The 16,597-nt window shown below is 59.2% G+C and carries 34 protein-coding genes; 32 read left to right on the top strand and 2 right to left on the bottom strand.

What is annotated here, in order from left to right; translation table 11 throughout:
- The 30 genes from AC6H0W_RS14590 to rplQ all read left to right on the top strand — a co-directional run.
- On the top strand, positions 1-271 hold a 271-nt coding region (locus AC6H0W_RS14590), incomplete at its 5' end, for an EF-Tu C-terminal domain-related protein (protein WP_497577920.1).
- A gap of 66 nt (positions 272-337) precedes the next feature.
- Positions 338-649, top strand: a complete 312-nt coding sequence (rpsJ, locus tag AC6H0W_RS14585) for a 30S ribosomal protein S10 (RefSeq protein WP_497577919.1) — start codon at positions 338-340, stop codon at positions 647-649.
- 126 nt (positions 650-775) lie between these two features.
- The gene (rplC, locus tag AC6H0W_RS14580; RefSeq protein ID WP_497577918.1) at positions 776-1,420 is read left to right on the top strand and encodes a 50S ribosomal protein L3; all 645 of its coding nucleotides are present in this window, start codon (positions 776-778) and stop codon (positions 1,418-1,420) included.
- 11 nt (positions 1,421-1,431) lie between these two features.
- Positions 1,432-2,052, top strand: a complete 621-nt coding sequence (gene rplD / locus AC6H0W_RS14575) for a 50S ribosomal protein L4 (RefSeq protein WP_497577917.1) — start codon at positions 1,432-1,434, stop codon at positions 2,050-2,052.
- Positions 2,049-2,354 (top strand): 50S ribosomal protein L23, encoded by a 306-nt coding sequence (gene rplW, locus AC6H0W_RS14570; protein ID WP_497577916.1) that lies wholly within the window; start codon positions 2,049-2,051, stop codon positions 2,352-2,354. The genes rplD and rplW overlap by 4 nt, the downstream gene beginning before the upstream one ends.
- Positions 2,355-2,360: 6 nt before the next feature.
- Positions 2,361-3,188 (top strand): 50S ribosomal protein L2, encoded by an 828-nt coding sequence (gene rplB / locus AC6H0W_RS14565; RefSeq protein WP_497577915.1) that lies wholly within the window; start codon positions 2,361-2,363, stop codon positions 3,186-3,188.
- A gap of 10 nt (positions 3,189-3,198) precedes the next feature.
- Complete coding sequence (gene rpsS, locus AC6H0W_RS14560) at positions 3,199-3,474, top strand: 30S ribosomal protein S19 (protein ID WP_497574693.1); 276 nt, start codon at positions 3,199-3,201, stop codon at positions 3,472-3,474.
- Between the two features lie 9 nt (positions 3,475-3,483).
- The gene (rplV, locus tag AC6H0W_RS14555) at positions 3,484-3,813 is read left to right on the top strand and encodes a 50S ribosomal protein L22 (protein WP_497577914.1); all 330 of its coding nucleotides are present in this window, start codon (positions 3,484-3,486) and stop codon (positions 3,811-3,813) included.
- 9 nt (positions 3,814-3,822) lie between these two features.
- Positions 3,823-4,647: a 30S ribosomal protein S3 gene (rpsC, locus tag AC6H0W_RS14550; protein ID WP_497577913.1), complete on the top strand. Its 825-nt coding sequence runs from the start codon at positions 3,823-3,825 to the stop codon at positions 4,645-4,647.
- Entirely contained in the window at positions 4,616-5,029 is a 414-nt protein-coding gene (gene rplP / locus AC6H0W_RS14545) for a 50S ribosomal protein L16 (RefSeq protein WP_497577912.1), read from the top strand. Before rpsC ends, rplP begins: the two co-directional genes overlap by 32 nt.
- 4 nt (positions 5,030-5,033) lie before the next feature.
- A complete protein-coding gene (gene rpmC / locus AC6H0W_RS14540; protein WP_497577911.1) occupies positions 5,034-5,228 on the top strand; it encodes a 50S ribosomal protein L29 in 195 nt (64 codons plus the stop codon).
- On the top strand, positions 5,225-5,494 hold the full coding sequence (gene rpsQ, locus AC6H0W_RS14535; protein WP_497577910.1) for a 30S ribosomal protein S17: 270 nt from the start codon (positions 5,225-5,227) through the stop codon (positions 5,492-5,494). Before rpmC ends, rpsQ begins: the two co-directional genes overlap by 4 nt.
- 165 nt (positions 5,495-5,659) lie before the next feature.
- Positions 5,660-6,028 (top strand): 50S ribosomal protein L14, encoded by a 369-nt coding sequence (rplN, locus tag AC6H0W_RS14530; protein ID WP_497577909.1) that lies wholly within the window; start codon positions 5,660-5,662, stop codon positions 6,026-6,028.
- A gap of 11 nt (positions 6,029-6,039) precedes the next feature.
- Positions 6,040-6,357, top strand: a complete 318-nt coding sequence (gene rplX, locus AC6H0W_RS14525) for a 50S ribosomal protein L24 (protein ID WP_497577908.1) — start codon at positions 6,040-6,042, stop codon at positions 6,355-6,357.
- A gap of 9 nt (positions 6,358-6,366) precedes the next feature.
- On the top strand, positions 6,367-6,906 hold the full coding sequence (gene rplE / locus AC6H0W_RS14520; RefSeq protein WP_497577907.1) for a 50S ribosomal protein L5: 540 nt from the start codon (positions 6,367-6,369) through the stop codon (positions 6,904-6,906).
- Positions 6,907-6,913: 7 nt separating this feature from the next.
- On the top strand, positions 6,914-7,219 hold the full coding sequence (gene rpsN / locus AC6H0W_RS14515; protein WP_497577906.1) for a 30S ribosomal protein S14: 306 nt from the start codon (positions 6,914-6,916) through the stop codon (positions 7,217-7,219).
- A 12-nt stretch (positions 7,220-7,231) separates the two neighbouring features.
- Entirely contained in the window at positions 7,232-7,627 is a 396-nt protein-coding gene (gene rpsH, locus AC6H0W_RS14510) for a 30S ribosomal protein S8 (protein WP_497577905.1), read from the top strand.
- A 9-nt stretch (positions 7,628-7,636) separates the two neighbouring features.
- Positions 7,637-8,170 (top strand): 50S ribosomal protein L6, encoded by a 534-nt coding sequence (gene rplF, locus AC6H0W_RS14505; protein ID WP_497577904.1) that lies wholly within the window; start codon positions 7,637-7,639, stop codon positions 8,168-8,170.
- Positions 8,171-8,181: 11 nt separating this feature from the next.
- Positions 8,182-8,535: a 50S ribosomal protein L18 gene (gene rplR / locus AC6H0W_RS14500; RefSeq protein ID WP_497577903.1), complete on the top strand. Its 354-nt coding sequence runs from the start codon at positions 8,182-8,184 to the stop codon at positions 8,533-8,535.
- 12 nt (positions 8,536-8,547) lie between these two features.
- Positions 8,548-9,072, top strand: a complete 525-nt coding sequence (rpsE, locus tag AC6H0W_RS14495) for a 30S ribosomal protein S5 (RefSeq protein ID WP_497577902.1) — start codon at positions 8,548-8,550, stop codon at positions 9,070-9,072.
- A 3-nt stretch (positions 9,073-9,075) separates the two neighbouring features.
- Complete coding sequence (gene rpmD / locus AC6H0W_RS14490) at positions 9,076-9,258, top strand: 50S ribosomal protein L30 (protein WP_497574679.1); 183 nt, start codon at positions 9,076-9,078, stop codon at positions 9,256-9,258.
- 2 nt (positions 9,259-9,260) lie between these two features.
- Positions 9,261-9,698, top strand: a complete 438-nt coding sequence (gene rplO / locus AC6H0W_RS14485; protein ID WP_497577901.1) for a 50S ribosomal protein L15 — start codon at positions 9,261-9,263, stop codon at positions 9,696-9,698.
- A gap of 15 nt (positions 9,699-9,713) precedes the next feature.
- Entirely contained in the window at positions 9,714-11,039 is a 1,326-nt protein-coding gene (secY, locus tag AC6H0W_RS14480) for a preprotein translocase subunit SecY (protein ID WP_497577900.1), read from the top strand.
- Positions 11,040-11,043: 4 nt separating this feature from the next.
- Positions 11,044-11,262: a translation initiation factor IF-1 gene (infA, locus tag AC6H0W_RS14475; RefSeq protein WP_497574676.1), complete on the top strand. Its 219-nt coding sequence runs from the start codon at positions 11,044-11,046 to the stop codon at positions 11,260-11,262.
- A gap of 25 nt (positions 11,263-11,287) precedes the next feature.
- Positions 11,288-11,401, top strand: coding sequence for a 50S ribosomal protein L36 (rpmJ, locus tag AC6H0W_RS14470; protein WP_497574675.1), 114 nt, complete (start codon positions 11,288-11,290; stop codon positions 11,399-11,401).
- 55 nt (positions 11,402-11,456) lie between these two features.
- Positions 11,457-11,822, top strand: a complete 366-nt coding sequence (rpsM, locus tag AC6H0W_RS14465) for a 30S ribosomal protein S13 (RefSeq protein ID WP_497577899.1) — start codon at positions 11,457-11,459, stop codon at positions 11,820-11,822.
- Positions 11,823-11,836: 14 nt separating this feature from the next.
- Positions 11,837-12,226: a 30S ribosomal protein S11 gene (gene rpsK / locus AC6H0W_RS14460; protein WP_497577898.1), complete on the top strand. Its 390-nt coding sequence runs from the start codon at positions 11,837-11,839 to the stop codon at positions 12,224-12,226.
- 26 nt (positions 12,227-12,252) lie between these two features.
- Entirely contained in the window at positions 12,253-12,882 is a 630-nt protein-coding gene (gene rpsD, locus AC6H0W_RS14455) for a 30S ribosomal protein S4 (protein WP_497577897.1), read from the top strand.
- Positions 12,883-12,922: 40 nt separating this feature from the next.
- The gene (locus AC6H0W_RS14450) at positions 12,923-13,903 is read left to right on the top strand and encodes a DNA-directed RNA polymerase subunit alpha (RefSeq protein WP_497577896.1); all 981 of its coding nucleotides are present in this window, start codon (positions 12,923-12,925) and stop codon (positions 13,901-13,903) included.
- A gap of 24 nt (positions 13,904-13,927) precedes the next feature.
- Positions 13,928-14,326, top strand: a complete 399-nt coding sequence (gene rplQ / locus AC6H0W_RS14445) for a 50S ribosomal protein L17 (protein WP_497577895.1) — start codon at positions 13,928-13,930, stop codon at positions 14,324-14,326.
- A 47-nt stretch (positions 14,327-14,373) separates the two neighbouring features.
- Here the strand turns inward: rplQ and AC6H0W_RS14440 are convergent, their stop codons facing one another.
- Positions 14,374-14,796: an RNA-binding S4 domain-containing protein gene (locus tag AC6H0W_RS14440; protein WP_497577894.1), complete on the bottom strand. Its 423-nt coding sequence runs from the start codon at positions 14,794-14,796 to the stop codon at positions 14,374-14,376.
- Positions 14,797-14,861: 65 nt separating this feature from the next.
- Here AC6H0W_RS14440 and galE point away from each other — a divergent pair, with 65 nt between their 5' ends.
- Both galE and AC6H0W_RS14430 read left to right on the top strand, forming a co-directional pair.
- Complete coding sequence (galE, locus tag AC6H0W_RS14435; protein ID WP_497577893.1) at positions 14,862-15,881, top strand: UDP-glucose 4-epimerase GalE; 1,020 nt, start codon at positions 14,862-14,864, stop codon at positions 15,879-15,881.
- 15 nt (positions 15,882-15,896) lie between these two features.
- Positions 15,897-16,280: a DUF2237 family protein gene (locus AC6H0W_RS14430; protein WP_497577892.1), complete on the top strand. Its 384-nt coding sequence runs from the start codon at positions 15,897-15,899 to the stop codon at positions 16,278-16,280.
- A 4-nt stretch (positions 16,281-16,284) separates the two neighbouring features.
- On the opposite strand, the gene AC6H0W_RS14425 is transcribed toward AC6H0W_RS14430, so the two are convergent.
- On the bottom strand, positions 16,285-16,584 hold the full coding sequence (locus tag AC6H0W_RS14425; RefSeq protein WP_497577891.1) for a hypothetical protein: 300 nt from the start codon (positions 16,582-16,584) through the stop codon (positions 16,285-16,287).
- Positions 16,585-16,597 lie beyond the last annotated feature (13 nt).

The raw sequence follows: 16,597 nt of genomic DNA, 5'->3' as shown, positions 1-16,597 counted from the left end.
CACGGGCGAGATCTATGTTCTGAGCAAAGACGAAGGTGGTCGTCACACCCCGTTCTTCGCGAACTACCGTCCGCAGTTCTACTTCCGTACGACGGACGTGACCGGTTCGATCTCGCTGCCCGAAGGCACCGAGATGGTGATGCCGGGTGACAACGTGTCGATCACGGTGAAGCTGATCGCCCCGATCGCCATGGAAGAAGGTCTGCGCTTCGCGATCCGCGAAGGTGGTCGTACCGTTGGCGCCGGCGTCGTCGCCAAGATCATCGAGTAATATGCACCCCCCGCCCGGCGTCTTAAGACGCCGGGTTTTTGCTCTTTTTGCTCTTTAGGAAACATCATGCAGAACCAGAAAATCCGCATCCGTCTCAAGGCTTTCGACTACCGCCTGATCGATCAGTCGGCTCTCGAGATCGTCGACACCGCCAAGCGTACCGGCGCCGTTGTCCGTGGTCCCGTGCCGCTGCCGACCCGCAAGGAGCGTTTTGACGTGCTGCGCTCGCCGCACGTGAACAAGGCTTCGCGCGATCAGTTCGAAATCCGTACCCACCAGCGCCTGATGGACATCATCGACCCGACGGAGAAGACCGTTGACGCTCTGATGAAGCTCGACCTGCCGGCCGGTGTGGATGTGGAAATCAAGCTTCAGTAATTTCAAGAGGCATGCTTGCATGCTTTCTGAAAAGGCCGGTATAATCCGGCCTTTGCGCTTTTCGGCGCAAATGTGGTAGTCCCTAAACGGTCCCGGTCAATCGAAACCGGGGTTCAGGAGAAAAAAATGAGTCTAGGCCTTGTTGGTCGCAAGGTCGGCATGACTCGCATTTTTGCCGAGGATGGTCGTTCCATTCCGGTAACTGTGCTTGACGTGTCGAACAACCGTGTGACCCAGATCAAGACGCCCGAAACCGACGGTTACTCCGCGGTTCAGGTTGCGTTCGGTTCGCGTCGCGCAAGCCGCGTGAGCAAGTCGCTTGCCGGTCACTACGCCAAAGCTGGCGTTGAGGCGGGTAGCGTTCTCAAAGAATTCACTGTTGATGCTGACAAGCTCGCCGCGCTCAAGCCCGGTGATGTTGTTGCTGCCGATATCTTCGCGGTTGGCCAGATGGTCGACGTGACCGGCACTTCGATTGGTAAAGGCTTTGCCGGTGCCATCAAGCGTCACAACTTCTCGTCCAACCGCGCTTCGCACGGTAACTCGATCTCGCACAATGCGCCCGGTTCCATCGGTATGGCGCAGGATCCGGGTCGCGTGTTTCCGGGTAAGCGGATGGCGGGTCATCTGGGTGCGGTCACGTGCACCACGCAAAGCCTTGAGGTTGTGCGTGTGGACGTCGAGCGTCAGTTGCTCCTGGTCAAAGGGGCTGTTCCGGGGTCGAAGGGTGGTGACGTGATCGTCCATCCTGCGGTCAAGGCTTCGAGCTGAGCGGGGGTGGTATGGAACTGAAGCTCCTGAACGATCAAGGTCAAGAGGCGTCGACGCTGAATGTGTCGGATACGCTGTTCGGCCGTGATTACAACGAAGCGCTTGTGCACCAGATCGTGGTGGCCTACATGGCCAACGCCCGTTCGGGTAACCGCAAGCAGAAAGACCGTGAAGAGGTCAAGCACTCGACGCGCAAGCCGTGGCGCCAGAAAGGTACGGGTCGTGCTCGTGCCGGTATGTCGTCCAGCCCGATCTGGCGTGGGGGTGGTCGTACCTTCCCGAACTCGCCCGACGAGAACTTCACGCAGAAAGTGAACCGCAAGATGTTCCGCGCCGGCGTTGCGACCATCCTGTCGCAGCTGGCTCGCGAAGGTCGTCTTGCCGTCATCGACGGTCTGGCGCTTGAAGCGCCGAAGACCAAGCTGCTGTCGCAGAAACTGAAAGGCATGGGTCTGGATTCGGTGCTGGTCATTACCGATCAGTTCGAAGAGAACCTGTTCCTGTCGTCGCGCAACCTGCACAACGTGCTGGTGCTCGAGGTCTCCGAGGCGGACCCGGTGTCTCTGGTCAACTTCGAGAAGGTCCTGGTCACCAAGGGTGCGCTGGCCATGATGGAGGAGGTCTGGCAATGAGCGGATTTAGCCAAGAGCGTCTGATGCAGGTGCTGCTCGCGCCGCAGATCTCTGAAAAGGCGACCCAGCTCGCCGACCAGAACGGGCAGGTCGTGTTCAAGGTGCATTCGTCGGCGACCAAGCCGGAAGTGAAGGCTGCCGTTGAGCTGCTGTTCAAGGTTGAAGTGAGCGCGGTGAACATCGCCAACGTCAAGGGCAAGGTCAAGCGTTTCGGCCGTTTCACCGGTCGTCGCAAGGGCTGGAAGAAAGCCTTCGTGAGCCTCAAGCCGGGCCAGGAAATCAACTTCGCGGCCGGGGAGTAACTAGACATGGCAATCGTTAAAGTCAAACCTACCTCTGCCGGTCGCCGTGCAGTGGTCAAGGTCGTCAATGCCGACCTCTACAAGGGCCGCCCGTTTGCGGCGCTGGTCGAGAAGCAGACGAAGAACGCCGGCCGCAACAACAATGGTCGCATCACGGTGCGTCACCAGGGTGGTGGTCACAAGCAGCACTATCGTGTCGTCGATTTCCGTCGCAACCGCGATGGCATCGTTGCCAAGGTCGAGCGCATCGAGTACGACCCGAACCGGTCGGCCAACATCGCTCTGATCTGCTACGCAGACGGTCAGCGCAGCTACATCATTGCGCCGAAAGGGCTGGAAGTTGGTCAGCAACTGGTGAGCGGCTCCGAGGCTCCGATCAAGGTCGGTAACACGCTTCCGATTCGCAACATTCCGGTCGGTACGACCATCCACTGCATCGAGCTGCAGCCCGGCAAGGGCGCTCAAATGGCTCGCGCAGCGGGCGCTTCGGTGCAGCTGCTGGCGCGTGAAGGCTCGTACGCTCAGGTGCGTCTGCGTTCCGGTGAAGTGCGTCGCGTGCATGTTGAGTGCCGCGCCACCATCGGTGAAGTGGGCAACTCCGAGCATTCCCTGCGCAAGATCGGCAAGGCCGGTGCAAATCGCTGGCGTGGCATCCGTCCGACCGTTCGCGGTGTGGCGATGAACCCGATTGATCACCCGCACGGTGGTGGTGAGGGTCGTACCGGTGAAGGTGGCGTGCCGCGTAGCCCGTGGGGTCAGCCTGCCAAGGGGTACCGTACGCGTAGCAACAAGCGCACGGACAAGATGATCGTGCAGCGCCGCTACAAGCGATAAGAGGTAAGAGATGGCACGTTCCGTAAAAAAGGGGCCGTTTGTTGACGGCCACCTGCTGAAAAAGGTGGATGCGGCGCGCACGTCCAACGACAAGCGCCCCATCAAGACCTGGTCCCGTCGCTCGACGGTGTTGCCCGACTTTGTCGGTCTGACCATCGCAGTGCATAACGGTCGCCAGCATGTTCCGGTGTTCATTTCCGAGAACATGGTCGGCCACAAGCTCGGCGAATTCGCGCTCACGCGTACCTTCAAAGGTCACGCCGCGAGCAAGAAGGCGAAGAGGTAAGGGGAAGTCATGGAAACCAAAGCTATTCTGCGCGGCGTCCGCCTGTCGGCCCAGAAGGGTCGTCTGGTCGCGGACATGGTGCGAGGCAAGCCGGTCGACCAGGCGCTCAACATTCTCGCCTTCTCGCCGAAAAAAGGTGCCGAGATCATCCGCAAGGTGGTCGAGTCCGCAATTGCCAACGCCGAGCATAACGACGGCGCTGATATCGATACGCTGAAGGTCAAGACCATCACTGTCGAAGAGGGCACTTCGCTCAAGCGCTTCACTGCGCGGGCAAAAGGCCGTGGCAACCGCATTCTCAAGCCGACCTGCCACATTTACGTGTCGGTCGGGGAGTAAGGAGCAACTATGGGTCAGAAAATTCATCCGACCGGATTCCGTCTCGCTGTAACGCGTGACTGGTCCTCGCGCTGGTTTGCTCCGTCGGGTTCTTACGCCGGCATGCTGAGCGAAGACCTGAAGGTCCGGGCTTTCCTCAAGAAGCGTCTTGCGCATGCGTCCGTCGGTCGCGTGGTCATCGAGCGTCCTGCCAAGAATGCGCGCATCACTCTGTTCAGCGCCCGTCCCGGCGTCATCATCGGCAAGAAAGGTGAAGACATCGAGACGCTCAAGCGCGATCTGCAGGGCATCATGGGTGTTCCGGTTCATGTGAACATCGAAGAAGTCCGCAAGCCGGAAATCGACGCCAAGCTGATCGCCGACTCGATCGCCCAGCAGCTCGAGAAGCGCATCATGTTCCGTCGTGCGATGAAGCGTGCGATGCAGAACGCCATGCGTCTAGGTGCCCAGGGCATCAAGATCATGAGTGCGGGTCGTCTCAACGGTGCAGAAATTGCCCGTACCGAGTGGTATCGCGAAGGCCGCGTGCCGCTGCACACCCTGCGTGCCGACATCGATTACGGTGTTTCTGAAGCCAGTACCACGTACGGCATCATCGGCATCAAGGTGTGGGTGTACAAGGGTGACATGCTCGGTCGCAACGAGAAGCCGGCTGTTGTCGAAGGCGAGAACGAGGTTCGCAAGGCGCGTCGCGCCCCGCGTTCCGACGCGCCTGACAACCGTGGCCCGAAGCGCGCCGGCCGTCGTGATCAATCGGATGCCGACAAGAGCGGCGCACGTACGAAGAAATCGGGAGTAGACGATGCTGCAGCCGTCGAGAAGGAAGTATCGTAAGGAACAGAAGGGCCGTAACACCGGCGTCGCCACTCGTGGCGCGAAGGTCAGTTTCGGTGAGTTCGGTCTGAAGGCAGTTGGTCGTGGTCGTTTGACCGCCCGCCAGATCGAGTCGGCCCGTCGTGCGATGACCCGTCACATCAAGCGTGGCGGCCGCATCTGGATCCGCGTGTTCCCGGACAAGCCGATCTCCAGCAAGCCTGCCGAAGTCCGTATGGGTAACGGTAAGGGCAACCCGGAATACTGGGTCGCTGAGATCCAGCCGGGCAAGGTTTTGTACGAAATGGATGGCGTCAGCGAAGAACTCGCCCGCGAAGCATTCCGGCTTGCAGCCGCGAAGCTTCCGCTTGCGACGGTGTTCGTGCAGCGTCACTTGGGGTGATCTCATGAAAGCTAGTGAACTTCGCGCCAAGGGCGTTGAGGAATTGGACAAGGAGTTGCTCGAGTTGCTGAAAGCACAGTTCTCGCTGCGCATGCAACTGGCGACTCAGCAACTTGGCGATACGAGTCAGCTGCGCAAAGTGCGTCGTGATGTAGCTCGTGTTCGTACCCTGTTGCGTGAAAAGGCGGTGCAGAAATGACCGAACAGACTCAGAGTGTGCGTCGCACCCTGGTGGGGCGTGTCGTCAGCGACAAAATGCAGAAGACGGTCACCGTGCTCGTCGAGCGTCGTGTCAAGCACGAACTCTATGGCAAGGTGATGACCAAGTCGGCTAAATACCACGCGCATGACGGCGAAGAAGTTGCCGGCGCGGGCGACCTGGTCGAGATTGAAGAGTGCCGTCCGATCTCCAAGTCCAAGGCTTGGCGCGTCTCGAAGGTGCTCGAGAAAGCTCGCGTTATCTGAACCACGTACGGATGATGTGATTTGAGCGGTATGGTGGTTGCGAAAATGAATTCGCGCTGCTATACTGCTCAATCTTTGCTTTAGTAACTCCGCCCTTTGCCGGGCATCCCACCCGAACGGGTTCCAAGACTGACCGCTCCGGCGGGAAAAGTTGGAGATAAATTCATGATTCAAATGCAGTCCATGCTGGACGTGGCCGATAACTCGGGCGCGCGTTCGGTGATGTGTATCAAGGTCCTTGGTGGGTCCAAGCGCCGCTATGCCGGCATTGGCGACATCATCAAGGTCAGCATCAAGGATGCTGCTCCGCGCGGTCGCGTGAAGAAGGGTGATGTCTATAACGCGGTGGTTGTGCGTACCGCGAAGGGCGTTCGTCGCCCGGATGGCTCGCTCGTCAAATTCGACGGCAATGCTGCAGTTCTGCTCAACAACAAGCTCGAGCCGATCGGCACCCGTATCTTCGGGCCGGTCACCCGTGAGCTGCGTACCGAGAAGTTCATGAAGATCGTCTCGCTCGCGCCCGAAGTGCTCTGAGAGGTTTGCCAATGAACAAGATCCGTAAAGGTGATGAGGTGGTCGTCCTGGCTGGTAAGGACAAGGGCCGCCGTGGCGCAGTAGTGCGTCGTGTCGATGACGAGCGTGTCGTTGTCGAGGGCGTGAATCGTGTCAAGAAGCACGTGCGTCCCAATCCGATGAAGGGCGAGACCGGTGGCATCGTCGAGAAGGAGATGCCGATCCATATCTCCAACATCGCTTTGTTCAACCCGGCTGCACAGAAGGCTGATCGGGTGGGTTTCAAGGTGCTTGAGGATGGCCGCAAGGTGCGTTTCTTCAAGTCGAACGGCGAACTGGTTGACGCCTAAGGAGTGACGATGGCGCGCTTGCAACAGTATTACAAAGAGACGGTTGTCTCGGAGCTGACGACTCGCTTCGAGTACAAGTCGGTCATGGAGGTGCCTCGCATCACCAAGATCACCCTGAACATGGGTGTGGGTGAAGCGGTTGGTGACAAGAAGATCCTCGAGAACGCAGTGGCGGACATGGCCAAGATCGCCGGTCAGAAGCCGGTCGTGACGAAAGCTCGCAAGTCGATTGCAGGCTTCAAGATTCGCGACGGTTATCCGATCGGTTGCATGGTCACCCTGCGTGGCCCGCAGATGTATGAGTTCCTGGATCGCCTGGTGGCTGTGGCGATTCCGCGTATCCGTGACTTCCGTGGTATTTCCGGGAAGGGTTTTGACGGGCGTGGCAACTACAACATGGGCGTCAAAGAGCAGATCATCTTCCCCGAGATCGAGTACGACAAGATCGATGCTCTTCGCGGGATGAACATCAGCATCACGACGACCGCCAAATCCGACGAGGAAGCGAAGGCGCTGCTCGCGGCGTTCAAGTTCCCGTTCAAGAATTGAGGCTGTTATGGCGAAATTGGCTCTGATCAATCGTGAGGAAAAGCGTCGCAAGACCGTGGAGAAGTTTGCCGCGAAGCGTGCTGCGCTGATCGCTCAGGTGAACGACAGCAAGCTGTCCGAAGAGGAGCGCATGACTGCGCGCCTGAAGCTCCAGCAGCTGCCCCGCAATGCAAGTCCGTCGCGCGTGCGCAATCGCTGCACGCTGACGGGGCGTCCGCGTGGTGTGTTCCGCAAGTTCGGTCTGTGTCGCAACAAGCTGCGTGAACTCGCGTTCCGCGGCGAAGTGCCCGGCGTGACCAAGGCGAGCTGGTAAGGAGGGTATGAAATGAGTATGTCCGATCCGATCGCCGACATGCTGACGCGCATCCGTAATGGACAGCAAGCGCAGAAAGCTACGGTCACGATGCCGAGCTCCAAACTGAAGATTTCCATTGCGAAAGTGCTTCAGGACGAGGGCTACATCGATTCGTATTCCGTGCGCGAGAACGGCGGTAAGCCGGAACTCGACATCGGTCTGAAATATTACGCCGGCCGCCCGGTCATTGAGCGCATTGAGCGCGTCAGTCGCCCTGGTCTGCGTATCTACAAGGGTAGCGACAAGCTTCCGCGTGTGATGAACGGTCTCGGTGTCGCCATTGTGTCGACCCCGCGCGGCATCATGACCGATCGTGCGGCTCGTGCCGGCCGTGTCGGTGGCGAAGTCATCTGCTACGTCGCCTAAGGAGTAACCATGTCTCGTGTAGCGAAGAATCCGGTTGCGCTTCCGAAAGGTGTGGAAGTGACGATCAACGCGGGCCTGGTCACGGTCAAGGGGCCGCTGGGTACGCTGAATCAGCAGTTTGGCAACAACATCTTCATCGAGAAGGATGGTGAGGCGGTGGTGTTTGCGCCGCGCGATGGTGCTGCCAACGGTCACGCCATGTCCGGTACGGCGCGCGCTGTGGTGAACAACATGGTCACGGGTGTGAGCAAAGGCTTCGAGAAGAAGCTCACGCTGGTGGGCGTCGGTTACCGTGCGCAAGCGCAAGGTGACAAGCTGAACCTGTCGCTGGGCTTTTCGCATCCTGTCGTGCATCAGATGCCGGCCGGTGTGAAGGTGGAAACGCCGACCCAGACCGAGATCCTGATCAAAGGGATTGACAAGCAGCAAGTCGGCCAAGTTGCGGCCGAAGTGCGGGCATATCGCCAACCTGAGCCCTACAAGGGCAAGGGCGTTCGTTACGCGGACGAGGTGATCGTGCTCAAGGAAACCAAGAAGAAGTAAGGGCGGTTTTCATGAACAAAAAACAAGCTCGTCTGCGTCGTGCCCGCAAAACCCGGGCCAAACTCGCGGAACTGAAAGCAGCGCGTCTCACGGTATTCCGGACGAATGCGCATATTTACGCGCAAGTGATTTCGGGTTGCCGTTCGAAGGTGCTCGCCTCTGCTTCCACGGTGGAAAAGGACGTCCGCGCCCAGCTCAAGACCGGTGCGAACAAGGAAGCTGCTACCGTGATCGGCAAGCTCATCGCCGAACGCGCCAAAGCGGCCGGGATCGAGCAGGTCGCTTTCGACCGCTCCGGTTTTCTTTATCACGGTCGCGTCAAAGCGCTGGCCGATGCAGCCCGCGAAGGCGGACTGAAGTTCTAAGCGAGGAATCGTATGGCCAAGCAACAAAGCAAACGAGCGCCTGCGGCTGAAGAGCGCGATGACAACATGCGCGAGAAGATGGTTGCCATCAATCGCGTCACCAAAGTCGTCAAGGGCGGTCGCATCCTCGGCTTCGCAGCGCTGACGGTAGTCGGTGATGGCGACGGCGGCATCGGCATGGGCAAGGGCAAGTCCCGCGAAGTGCCGGTCGCTGTCCAGAAAGCCATGGACGAAGCTCGTCGCAAGCTGAACAAGGTTGCCCTGCGCAATGGCACTCTGCAGCACACCGTGATCGGTCATCATGGCGCCGCGCGCGTTCTGATGCAGCCGGCGCCGAACGGTACCGGCATCATCGCCGGCGGTCCGATGCGTGCGGTGTTCGAGGTGATGGGCGTGACCGACGTCATCTGCAAGTGCATCGGCTCGACCAATCCTTACAACGTGGTGCGCGCGACGATCAACGGTCTGCTCGCGATCAGCACGCCGGCGGAGATTGCTGCCAAGCGCGGCAAGTCCGTCGAAGAGATCCTGGGGTAAGCGATGTCTGATAAGAAGATCAAGGTCACGCTCGTGAAAAGCGTGATCGGTACCAAACAATCGCACCGCGCTACGGTTCGTGGCTTGGGTCTGCGTCGGCTGAATCATTCGGTCGAGCTGCAGGACACCCCTGAAGTGCGCGGCATGATTAACAAGGTTTCGTACCTTGTGAAGTCCGAGGGTTGATTATGCGTCTGAACACCATCAAGCCCGGTGAGGGCTCCAAGAAGGTTTCGCGCCGCGTTGGCCGTGGTATCGGCTCCGGCCTGGGCAAGACCTGCGGTCGTGGCCACAAGGGTCAGAAGTCGCGTGCCGGCGGTTTCCACAAAGTCGGTTTCGAAGGCGGTCAGATGCCGCTGCAGCGTCGCCTGCCGAAGCGTGGCTTCGTCTCGCTGACGCGTGCTCGCAATGCTGAAGTTCGTCTGTCCGAACTCGACAAGCTGCCGATCGACGACATCGATCTGCTGGCTCTGAAGCAGGCTGGCGTGATTCCCGCTGACTCGCTGTCGGCCAAAGTCATCCTGTCCGGCGAGATCGGTCGCAAAGTGACTCTGCGTGGCATCGGTGCCACCAAGGGTGCGCTCGCGGCGATCGAAGCTGCCGGCGGTTCCGTCTCGGCCGAATAAGGCAAGGAAGGCACAGTGGCAAACACCGCAGCCACGCTGGGTAGCACCGGGCGTTTCGGAGATCTCAAGCGTCGCTTGCTCTTCGTGCTCGGTGCGCTCATCGTTTATCGTTTGGGCGCGCACATTCCGGTTCCCGGCATCGACCCGGAGCGGCTCGCAGAGCTGTTCCAGTCTCAGGCCGGCGGCATTCTGGGCGTGTTCAACCTGTTCTCCGGTGGTGCGCTTTCGCGTTTCACGATCTTCGCGCTGGGCATCATGCCGTACATCTCCGCGTCGATCATCATGCAGCTCTTGACGGTGGCTGTGCCGTCGCTGGAGCAGCTGAAGAAAGACGGTGAGGCCGGGCGTCGAAAGATTACCCAGTACACCCGCTACGGAACGCTGGTGTTGGCGCTGGCTCAAGCAATCGGTATTTCGATTGCGCTCGAAACACAAGCGGGCTTGGTGCTGGATCCGGGGCTGATGTTCCGTTTTGTGACGGTTGCCACGCTGGTCACGGGCACGATGTTCCTGATGTGGCTCGGCGAGCAGATTACCGAGCGTGGCATCGGCAACGGTATTTCGCTGATCATTTTTGCCGGTATCGTCGCGGGCTTGCCCAGTGCGATCGGTGGGTTGTTCGAGCTGGTGCGTACCGGTGCGATGCATCCCTTCACGGCCTTGGTGATCTGCGTGCTGGTGGTAGTGGTTACCGGTTTCGTGGTGTTCGTCGAGCGCGGTCAGCGCAAGATTCTGGTGAACTATGCGAAGCGTCAGGTCGGCAACAAGGTGTATGGCGGTCAGAGCTCGCATCTGCCGCTGAAGCTGAACATGGCAGGCGTGATTCCGCCGATTTTCGCTTCGAGCATCATTTTGTTCCCGGCGACCTTGGGTCAATGGTTTGGTGCTTCAGAGGGCATGACGTGGTTGCGTGACATTTCGTCGACGTTGGCTCCGGGGCAGCCGATCTACGTGATGTTGTACGCGTTGGCGATCATCTTCTTCTGCTTCTTCTATACCGCGCTTGTGTTCAACCCGCGCGAGACGGCAGATAACCTGAAGAAGAGCGGTGCTTTTGTGCCGGGGATTCGTCCGGGCGATCAGACGGCGCGTTACATCGAGAAGATTCTTACGCGTCTGACGATGGTGGGTGCGGTCTACATCACGCTGGTGTGCTTGTTGCCCGAGTTTTTGATTTTGCGTTGGAATGTGCCGTTCTACTTCGGTGGTACGTCGCTGTTGATCATCGTGGTCGTGACGATGGATTTCATGAACCAGGTGCAGTCGCATGTGATGTCCCATCAGTACGAAAGCCTGTTGAAGAAAGCAAACTTCAAGGGCTCTGGTTTCCCCACCAGGTGACCGGATGGCGAAGGAAGACGTAATCGAGATGCAAGGGGAGGTTCTCGAAAACCTCCCTAACGCGACCTTCCGCGTGAAACTCGAGAACGGCCATGTCGTGCTCGGATACATCTCCGGAAAGATGCGTATGCATTACATCCGGATTCTTCCGGGTGACAAGGTCACGGTACAGCTCACGCCGTATGATCTGAGCAAGGCCCGGATCGTGTTCCGGACGAAGTAATCAAGGAATATTAGGAGCAACAAAAATGAGAGTTCAGGCTTCGGTCAAGCGGCTGTGCCGCAACTGCAAGGTCGTTCGTCGCAAGGGCGTGGTTCGCGTCATCTGCACGGATCCGCGTCACAAGCAGCGCCAGGGTTGATCTCCTCGCTGCCTAAGATTAAAATTTAACGTTTCGCTTTTTGGGGTATAGCCGAATGGCACGTATCGCTGGGGTCAACATTCCCAACCATAAGCACGTCGAGATCGCGCTGACTGCCATTTTCGGCATCGGCCGCACCCGTGCCCAGAAAATTTGCGACGAGTCCGGTATTGCCCGTTCGGTCAAGGTCAAAGATCTGACCGAATCGGACATGGACCGTTTGCGTGATGGTGTTGCGAAGTTCGTCGTTGAAGGCGACCTGCGTCGCGAAGTAACGATGAACATCAAGCGACTGATGGACCTCGGTTGCTACCGTGGTTTCCGTCACCGTCGCGGCCTCCCGCTGCGTGGTCAGCGTACGCGTACGAATGCACGTACCCGCAAGGGCCCGCGCAAGTCGATCGCCGGCAAGAAGAAGTAATCAGGGGTTATTAAATGGCTAAGACTGCTGCGAAGGTTCGCAAAAAGATCAAGAAGAACGTTGCTGAAGGTATCGCACACGTTCACGCGAGCTTCAACAACACCATCATCACGATTACCGATCGTCAGGGTAATGCTCTGTCGTGGGCCACGTCCGGCGGTGCCGGCTTCAAAGGCTCGCGCAAAAGCACCCCGTTTGCGGCCCAGGTCGCAGCAGAGGCTGCTGGCAAGGTTGCCCAGGAATGCGGTATCAAGAATCTCGAAGTGCGCATCAAGGGCCCCGGCCCCGGTCGCGAGTCCGCCGTGCGCGCACTCAACGCCCTCGGCATCAAGATTTCCAGCATCACGGATGTCACGCCGGTGCCGCATAACGGTTGCCGCCCGCCCAAGAAGCGTCGTATCTGACGTGGCGCATTTCCAAGGAGTAAAAAGTGGCTCGTAATCTGGATCCCAAGTGCCGTCAGTGCCGCCGCGAAGGCGAGAAGCTGTTCCTCAAGGCCGAAAAGTGCTTCACCGACAAGTGCTCGATCGAGCGCCGTTCCTATGCGCCGGGTCAGCATGGCCAGCGTTCGGGTCAGCGCCTCTCCGGCTACGGCGTTCAGCTGCGCGAAAAGCAGAAGATCCGTCGTCTGTACGGCGTGCTCGAAGGTCAATTCCGTCGCGTGTTCGCTGAAGCCGATCGTCGCCGTGGTCAAACCGGCGAGAACCTTCTTCAGTTGCTGGAAGGCCGTCTGGACTCGGTCGTGTATCGCATGGGCTTCGGTGGCTCGCGTGCCGAATCGCGTCAGCTGGTTCGCCACAACTCGATTCTGGTCAACGGCAAGCGCCTGAACATCCCGTCTTACATCGTGAAGCCGGGCGACGTGGTTGAGCTGACCGAAGCCGCTCGTGGTCAGCTGCGCGTCAAAGCAGCTCTCGAGGCCGCCAGCTCGCGTGGTTTCCCGGAATGGCTGGACGTCGATGCCAAGGCTGGCAAAGGCACGTTCAAAGCCTATCCGCAGCGCGCTGAACTGCCCCCGACGATCAACGAGAACCTGGTCGTCGAACTCTATTCCCGCTAACTCCGGTTAGCCCTAGGACATAAGGCCCGAGGAACTGCTGATGCAAAGCAATGCACTGCTGAAACCGCGCATCATCGACGTGCAGAACATCTCGCCGGTGCAAGCGCGTGTCACGATGGAGCCGTTCGAGCGTGGCTTCGGTCATACGCTGGGCAATGCGCTTCGTCGCATTCTGCTGTCTTCGCTGCCGGGTAGCGCCCCGACGGAAGTCACCATCGAAGGCGTGCTCCATGAGTACTCCACGCTGGATGGCGTGCGTGAAGACATCGTTGACGTCCTGCTGAACCTGAAGGGTGTTGTGCTGAAGTTGCACAACCGCTCGGAGGCTACGCTGCGTCTGACGAAGAACGGCGAAGGTGTCGTTACGGCTGCTGATCTCGAGATCGGTCACGACGTCGAGATCATCAACCCGGATCACGTGATCGCTCACCTGGCGCCGGGCGGCAAGCTCGACATGGAAATCCGTGTTCAGCAAGGCCGTGGTTACGAGCCGTCGAACGTTCGTCCCGAGAATACCGAGAACAAGACGATCGGTCGCATCATGCTGGACGCCTCGTTCAGCCCGGTGCGTCGCGTCAGCTACATGGTTGAGAGCGCTCGTGTCGAGCAGCGTACCGACCTTGACCGTCTGGTGATCGATATCGAGACCAACGGTGCGGTAGATCCGGAAGAAGCCATCCGCTATGCCGCGCGCGTGTTGATGGATCAGTTGTCGGTGTTTGCAGAGCTGGAAGGCACCGAGCCGGTTGAAGAGCGAGTCGAAAGCGTGACCATCGATCCGGTGCTGCTGCGTCCGGTCGACGATCTCGAGTTGACGGTGCGTTCGGCCAACTGCTTGAAGGCTGAAAACATTTACTACATCGGTGATCTGATCCAGCGCACCGAAACCGAGCTGCTGAAGACCCCGAATCTGGGTCGCAAGTCGCTGAATGAAATCAAGGAAGTGTTGGCCACCCGTGGTCTGACGCTTGGCATGAAACTTGAAAACTGGCCGCCGGCCGGGCTTGAGAAGCTCGGTTAAGCGCGTCGAATGAGGTAAGAGAAAATGCGTCACCGCAACGGTCTTCGCAAGCTGAATCGGACCAGCAGCCACCGCCAGGCGATGTTCCGCAATATGGCCAACGCGCTGCTTCAGCACGAGGTCATCAAAACGACCCTGCCGAAAGCAAAAGAGCTGCGCCGCGTCGTTGAACCGCTGATCACGCTGGGCAAGAAGCCGACGGTGGCAAACCGCCGCCTCGCTTTCAACCGCCTGCGCGACCGCGACATGGTCGTCAAGCTCTTCAACGAGCTGGGCCCGCGTTTCGCCGAACGCAATGGTGGCTACCTGCGCATTCTGAAGTTCGGTTTCCGCGACGGTGACAATGCACCGATGGCGCTGATCGAATTGCTTGATCGTCCGGAAGGCGATGAAGCGCAGGTGGAAGCCAAGGAAGCGGCTTGATCCGTTTTCTCGCTGTTTGAAAAAGGGGCCTGCGGGCCCCTTTTGTTTTAGCTGCTTTCTCTCAAGCGCTGCAGGTTGCGCCTGTCACGCTTTGTCGGGCGCCCGGTGCCATCGGGGGAGGGCGCCAAATCACGCAAGGCCGCTGCAGCGGCACGCCTTTCAATGCTGAGCGGCGTTTCTTCGTACAGGCCTTGAGCTTCGCTGGCCGGCCCGCGACGCAGGCTCAATGCCTGGACCACCAGCTCACGCTCATCTCCGCTGCGATTGATCTGAACGATGTCGCCGACGCGAATTAACCGCCCCGGTTTGTAACGTTGTTCGTTGACCTTCACATGGCCGGCGTCGATTGCCTCAGTGGCGAGACTTCTGGTTTTGTAGAAGCGCGCGGCCCACAGCCATTTATCGATGCGGATGGAGGTTTCAGAAGTGTTGTGTTCAGTCGCTTGGGGTGAATTTCGACCGCGCGGCATGGCTGGTATCCTTGATGCGAAGTGCGGGGCGACTCGCCCCCTGCGCATATTCTACGGAGGCCTGAATGGCTTGTGTGCTGGTGACCGGCGGTGCCGGTTACATCGGTTCCCATACCTGCGTTGCTTTGCTTGAAGCAGGTCATGAAGTGGTCGTGGTGGATAACCTGTGCAATTCGCGCGTCTTGGCGTTGAAGCGCGTCGAGGCTATCGCCGGGCGCAGTTTGAAGGGGTTTCATCGCATCGATGTTCGTGACGGTGCTGCCCTGCTGGAGGTGTTTGAGGCGCATTCGGTGGATGCTGTGGTGCACTTCGCCGCGTTGAAAGCCGTCGGTGAGTCTGTAGCGAACCCTCTTGAGTATTACGACAACAACGTCGGTGGCACGATTTCAGTGGCGCGGGCCATGAAGGCGGCCTGCGTGCGCAAGCTGGTATTCAGTTCTTCAGCTACGGTGTATGGAGACCCTGAGAGCGTTCCGCTTCAGGAGTCGGCGCCGACTGCACCGCAGAATCCGTACGGCTGGACCAAATGGATGATGGAGCAGGTGCTCGCCGACGTGGTGCGTGCTGACCCGCGATGGTCGGTGGTGGTGCTGCGCTATTTCAACCCCGTCGGGGCGCATTCGAGCGGTACGATCGGAGAAGACCCGAGCGGCATTCCGAACAATCTGATGCCGTATCTGAGTCAGGTCGCGGTGGGGCGGTTGCAAGAGCTGCAAGTGTTCGGCAACGATTATCCGACGTCGGACGGTACCGGTGTGCGTGACTATATTCACGTTCAGGATCTGGCGGACGGGCACGTAAAGGCCTTGGGCAGACTCAACGAACTTGAGGGGCTTAACTGCATCAACCTCGGTACGGGGCAAGGCTACAGCGTGCTCGAGTTGGTACGAGCCTTCGAGAAAGCCAGTGGGAAGCCCATCCCCTTCCGTTTTGCTCCCCGGCGTGCAGGGGACGCCGCTGAATGTTGGGCAGACCCCTCGCGCGCTGCGCGCCTGTTGGGGTGGGGGGCGAAGCGCGGGCTGGATGAAATGTGTCGGGATGCATGGCGCTGGCAGGCGGCCAATCCGGACGGCTATGGTGAATGACAGGGAGGACGTGTCATGAGTGATACGCAAATCGAAGAGCAATTGAATGTGTTGGGCGGCCCGTTGTTGGCTTGCAGCTACGCACCACTGACGGGCTTTTTCCGCACCGGCTGCTGCGAGACGAGTGCTGAGGATGTCGGGCGTCACGTGGTGTGTGTGAAAGTGACGCGCGAGTTTCTCGATTACTCGTATTCGGTGGGTAATGATCTCAGCACTCCGCGGCCCGAGTTTCGTTTTGCCGGTTTGCGGCCGGGGGACCGCTGGTGCTTGTGCGCCGCGCGCTGGCTGGAGGCGTATCGCGCAGGCGCCGCGCCCGGAGTGGTTCTGGCGGCGACGCATCGTGCCGCGCTGGAAATCGTGCCGCTGGAGCTCTTGCGTGAGTGCGCCCTGGAAGCCTGAGCGCTTACCAGTGCTTGCGAACGCGATTACGGTATTGAACGTCGTTGGGCAGCAGTCTTTGCATGCTTTCGAAGTGTCCGGCGAGCATGTCGGTGGCGTGCTGCATGGTTTCCGGCCGGATATAGGGTAATTCCCTCTGGCGTGCCGTCATGCGCACGATGGTCTCGATGGCATGCCGGCGTTGCATCTCGTCAGGCGGGAGATACAGCCCGAGTTGTACCGAAATCAAGGTTTTGAGGAATTCCACGCGTCGTTCGATGCGCTCCATGAACCGTGCTTCGGCATCATTCAAATCCCCGTTCATTCGATTCCCCCCG

The sequence above is a fragment of the Pseudazoarcus sp. NS20 genome, from assembly GCF_059703745.1.
The sequence above is the reverse complement of the archived record's forward strand: the minus strand, read 5'-3'. Positions and strand labels throughout refer to the sequence as shown.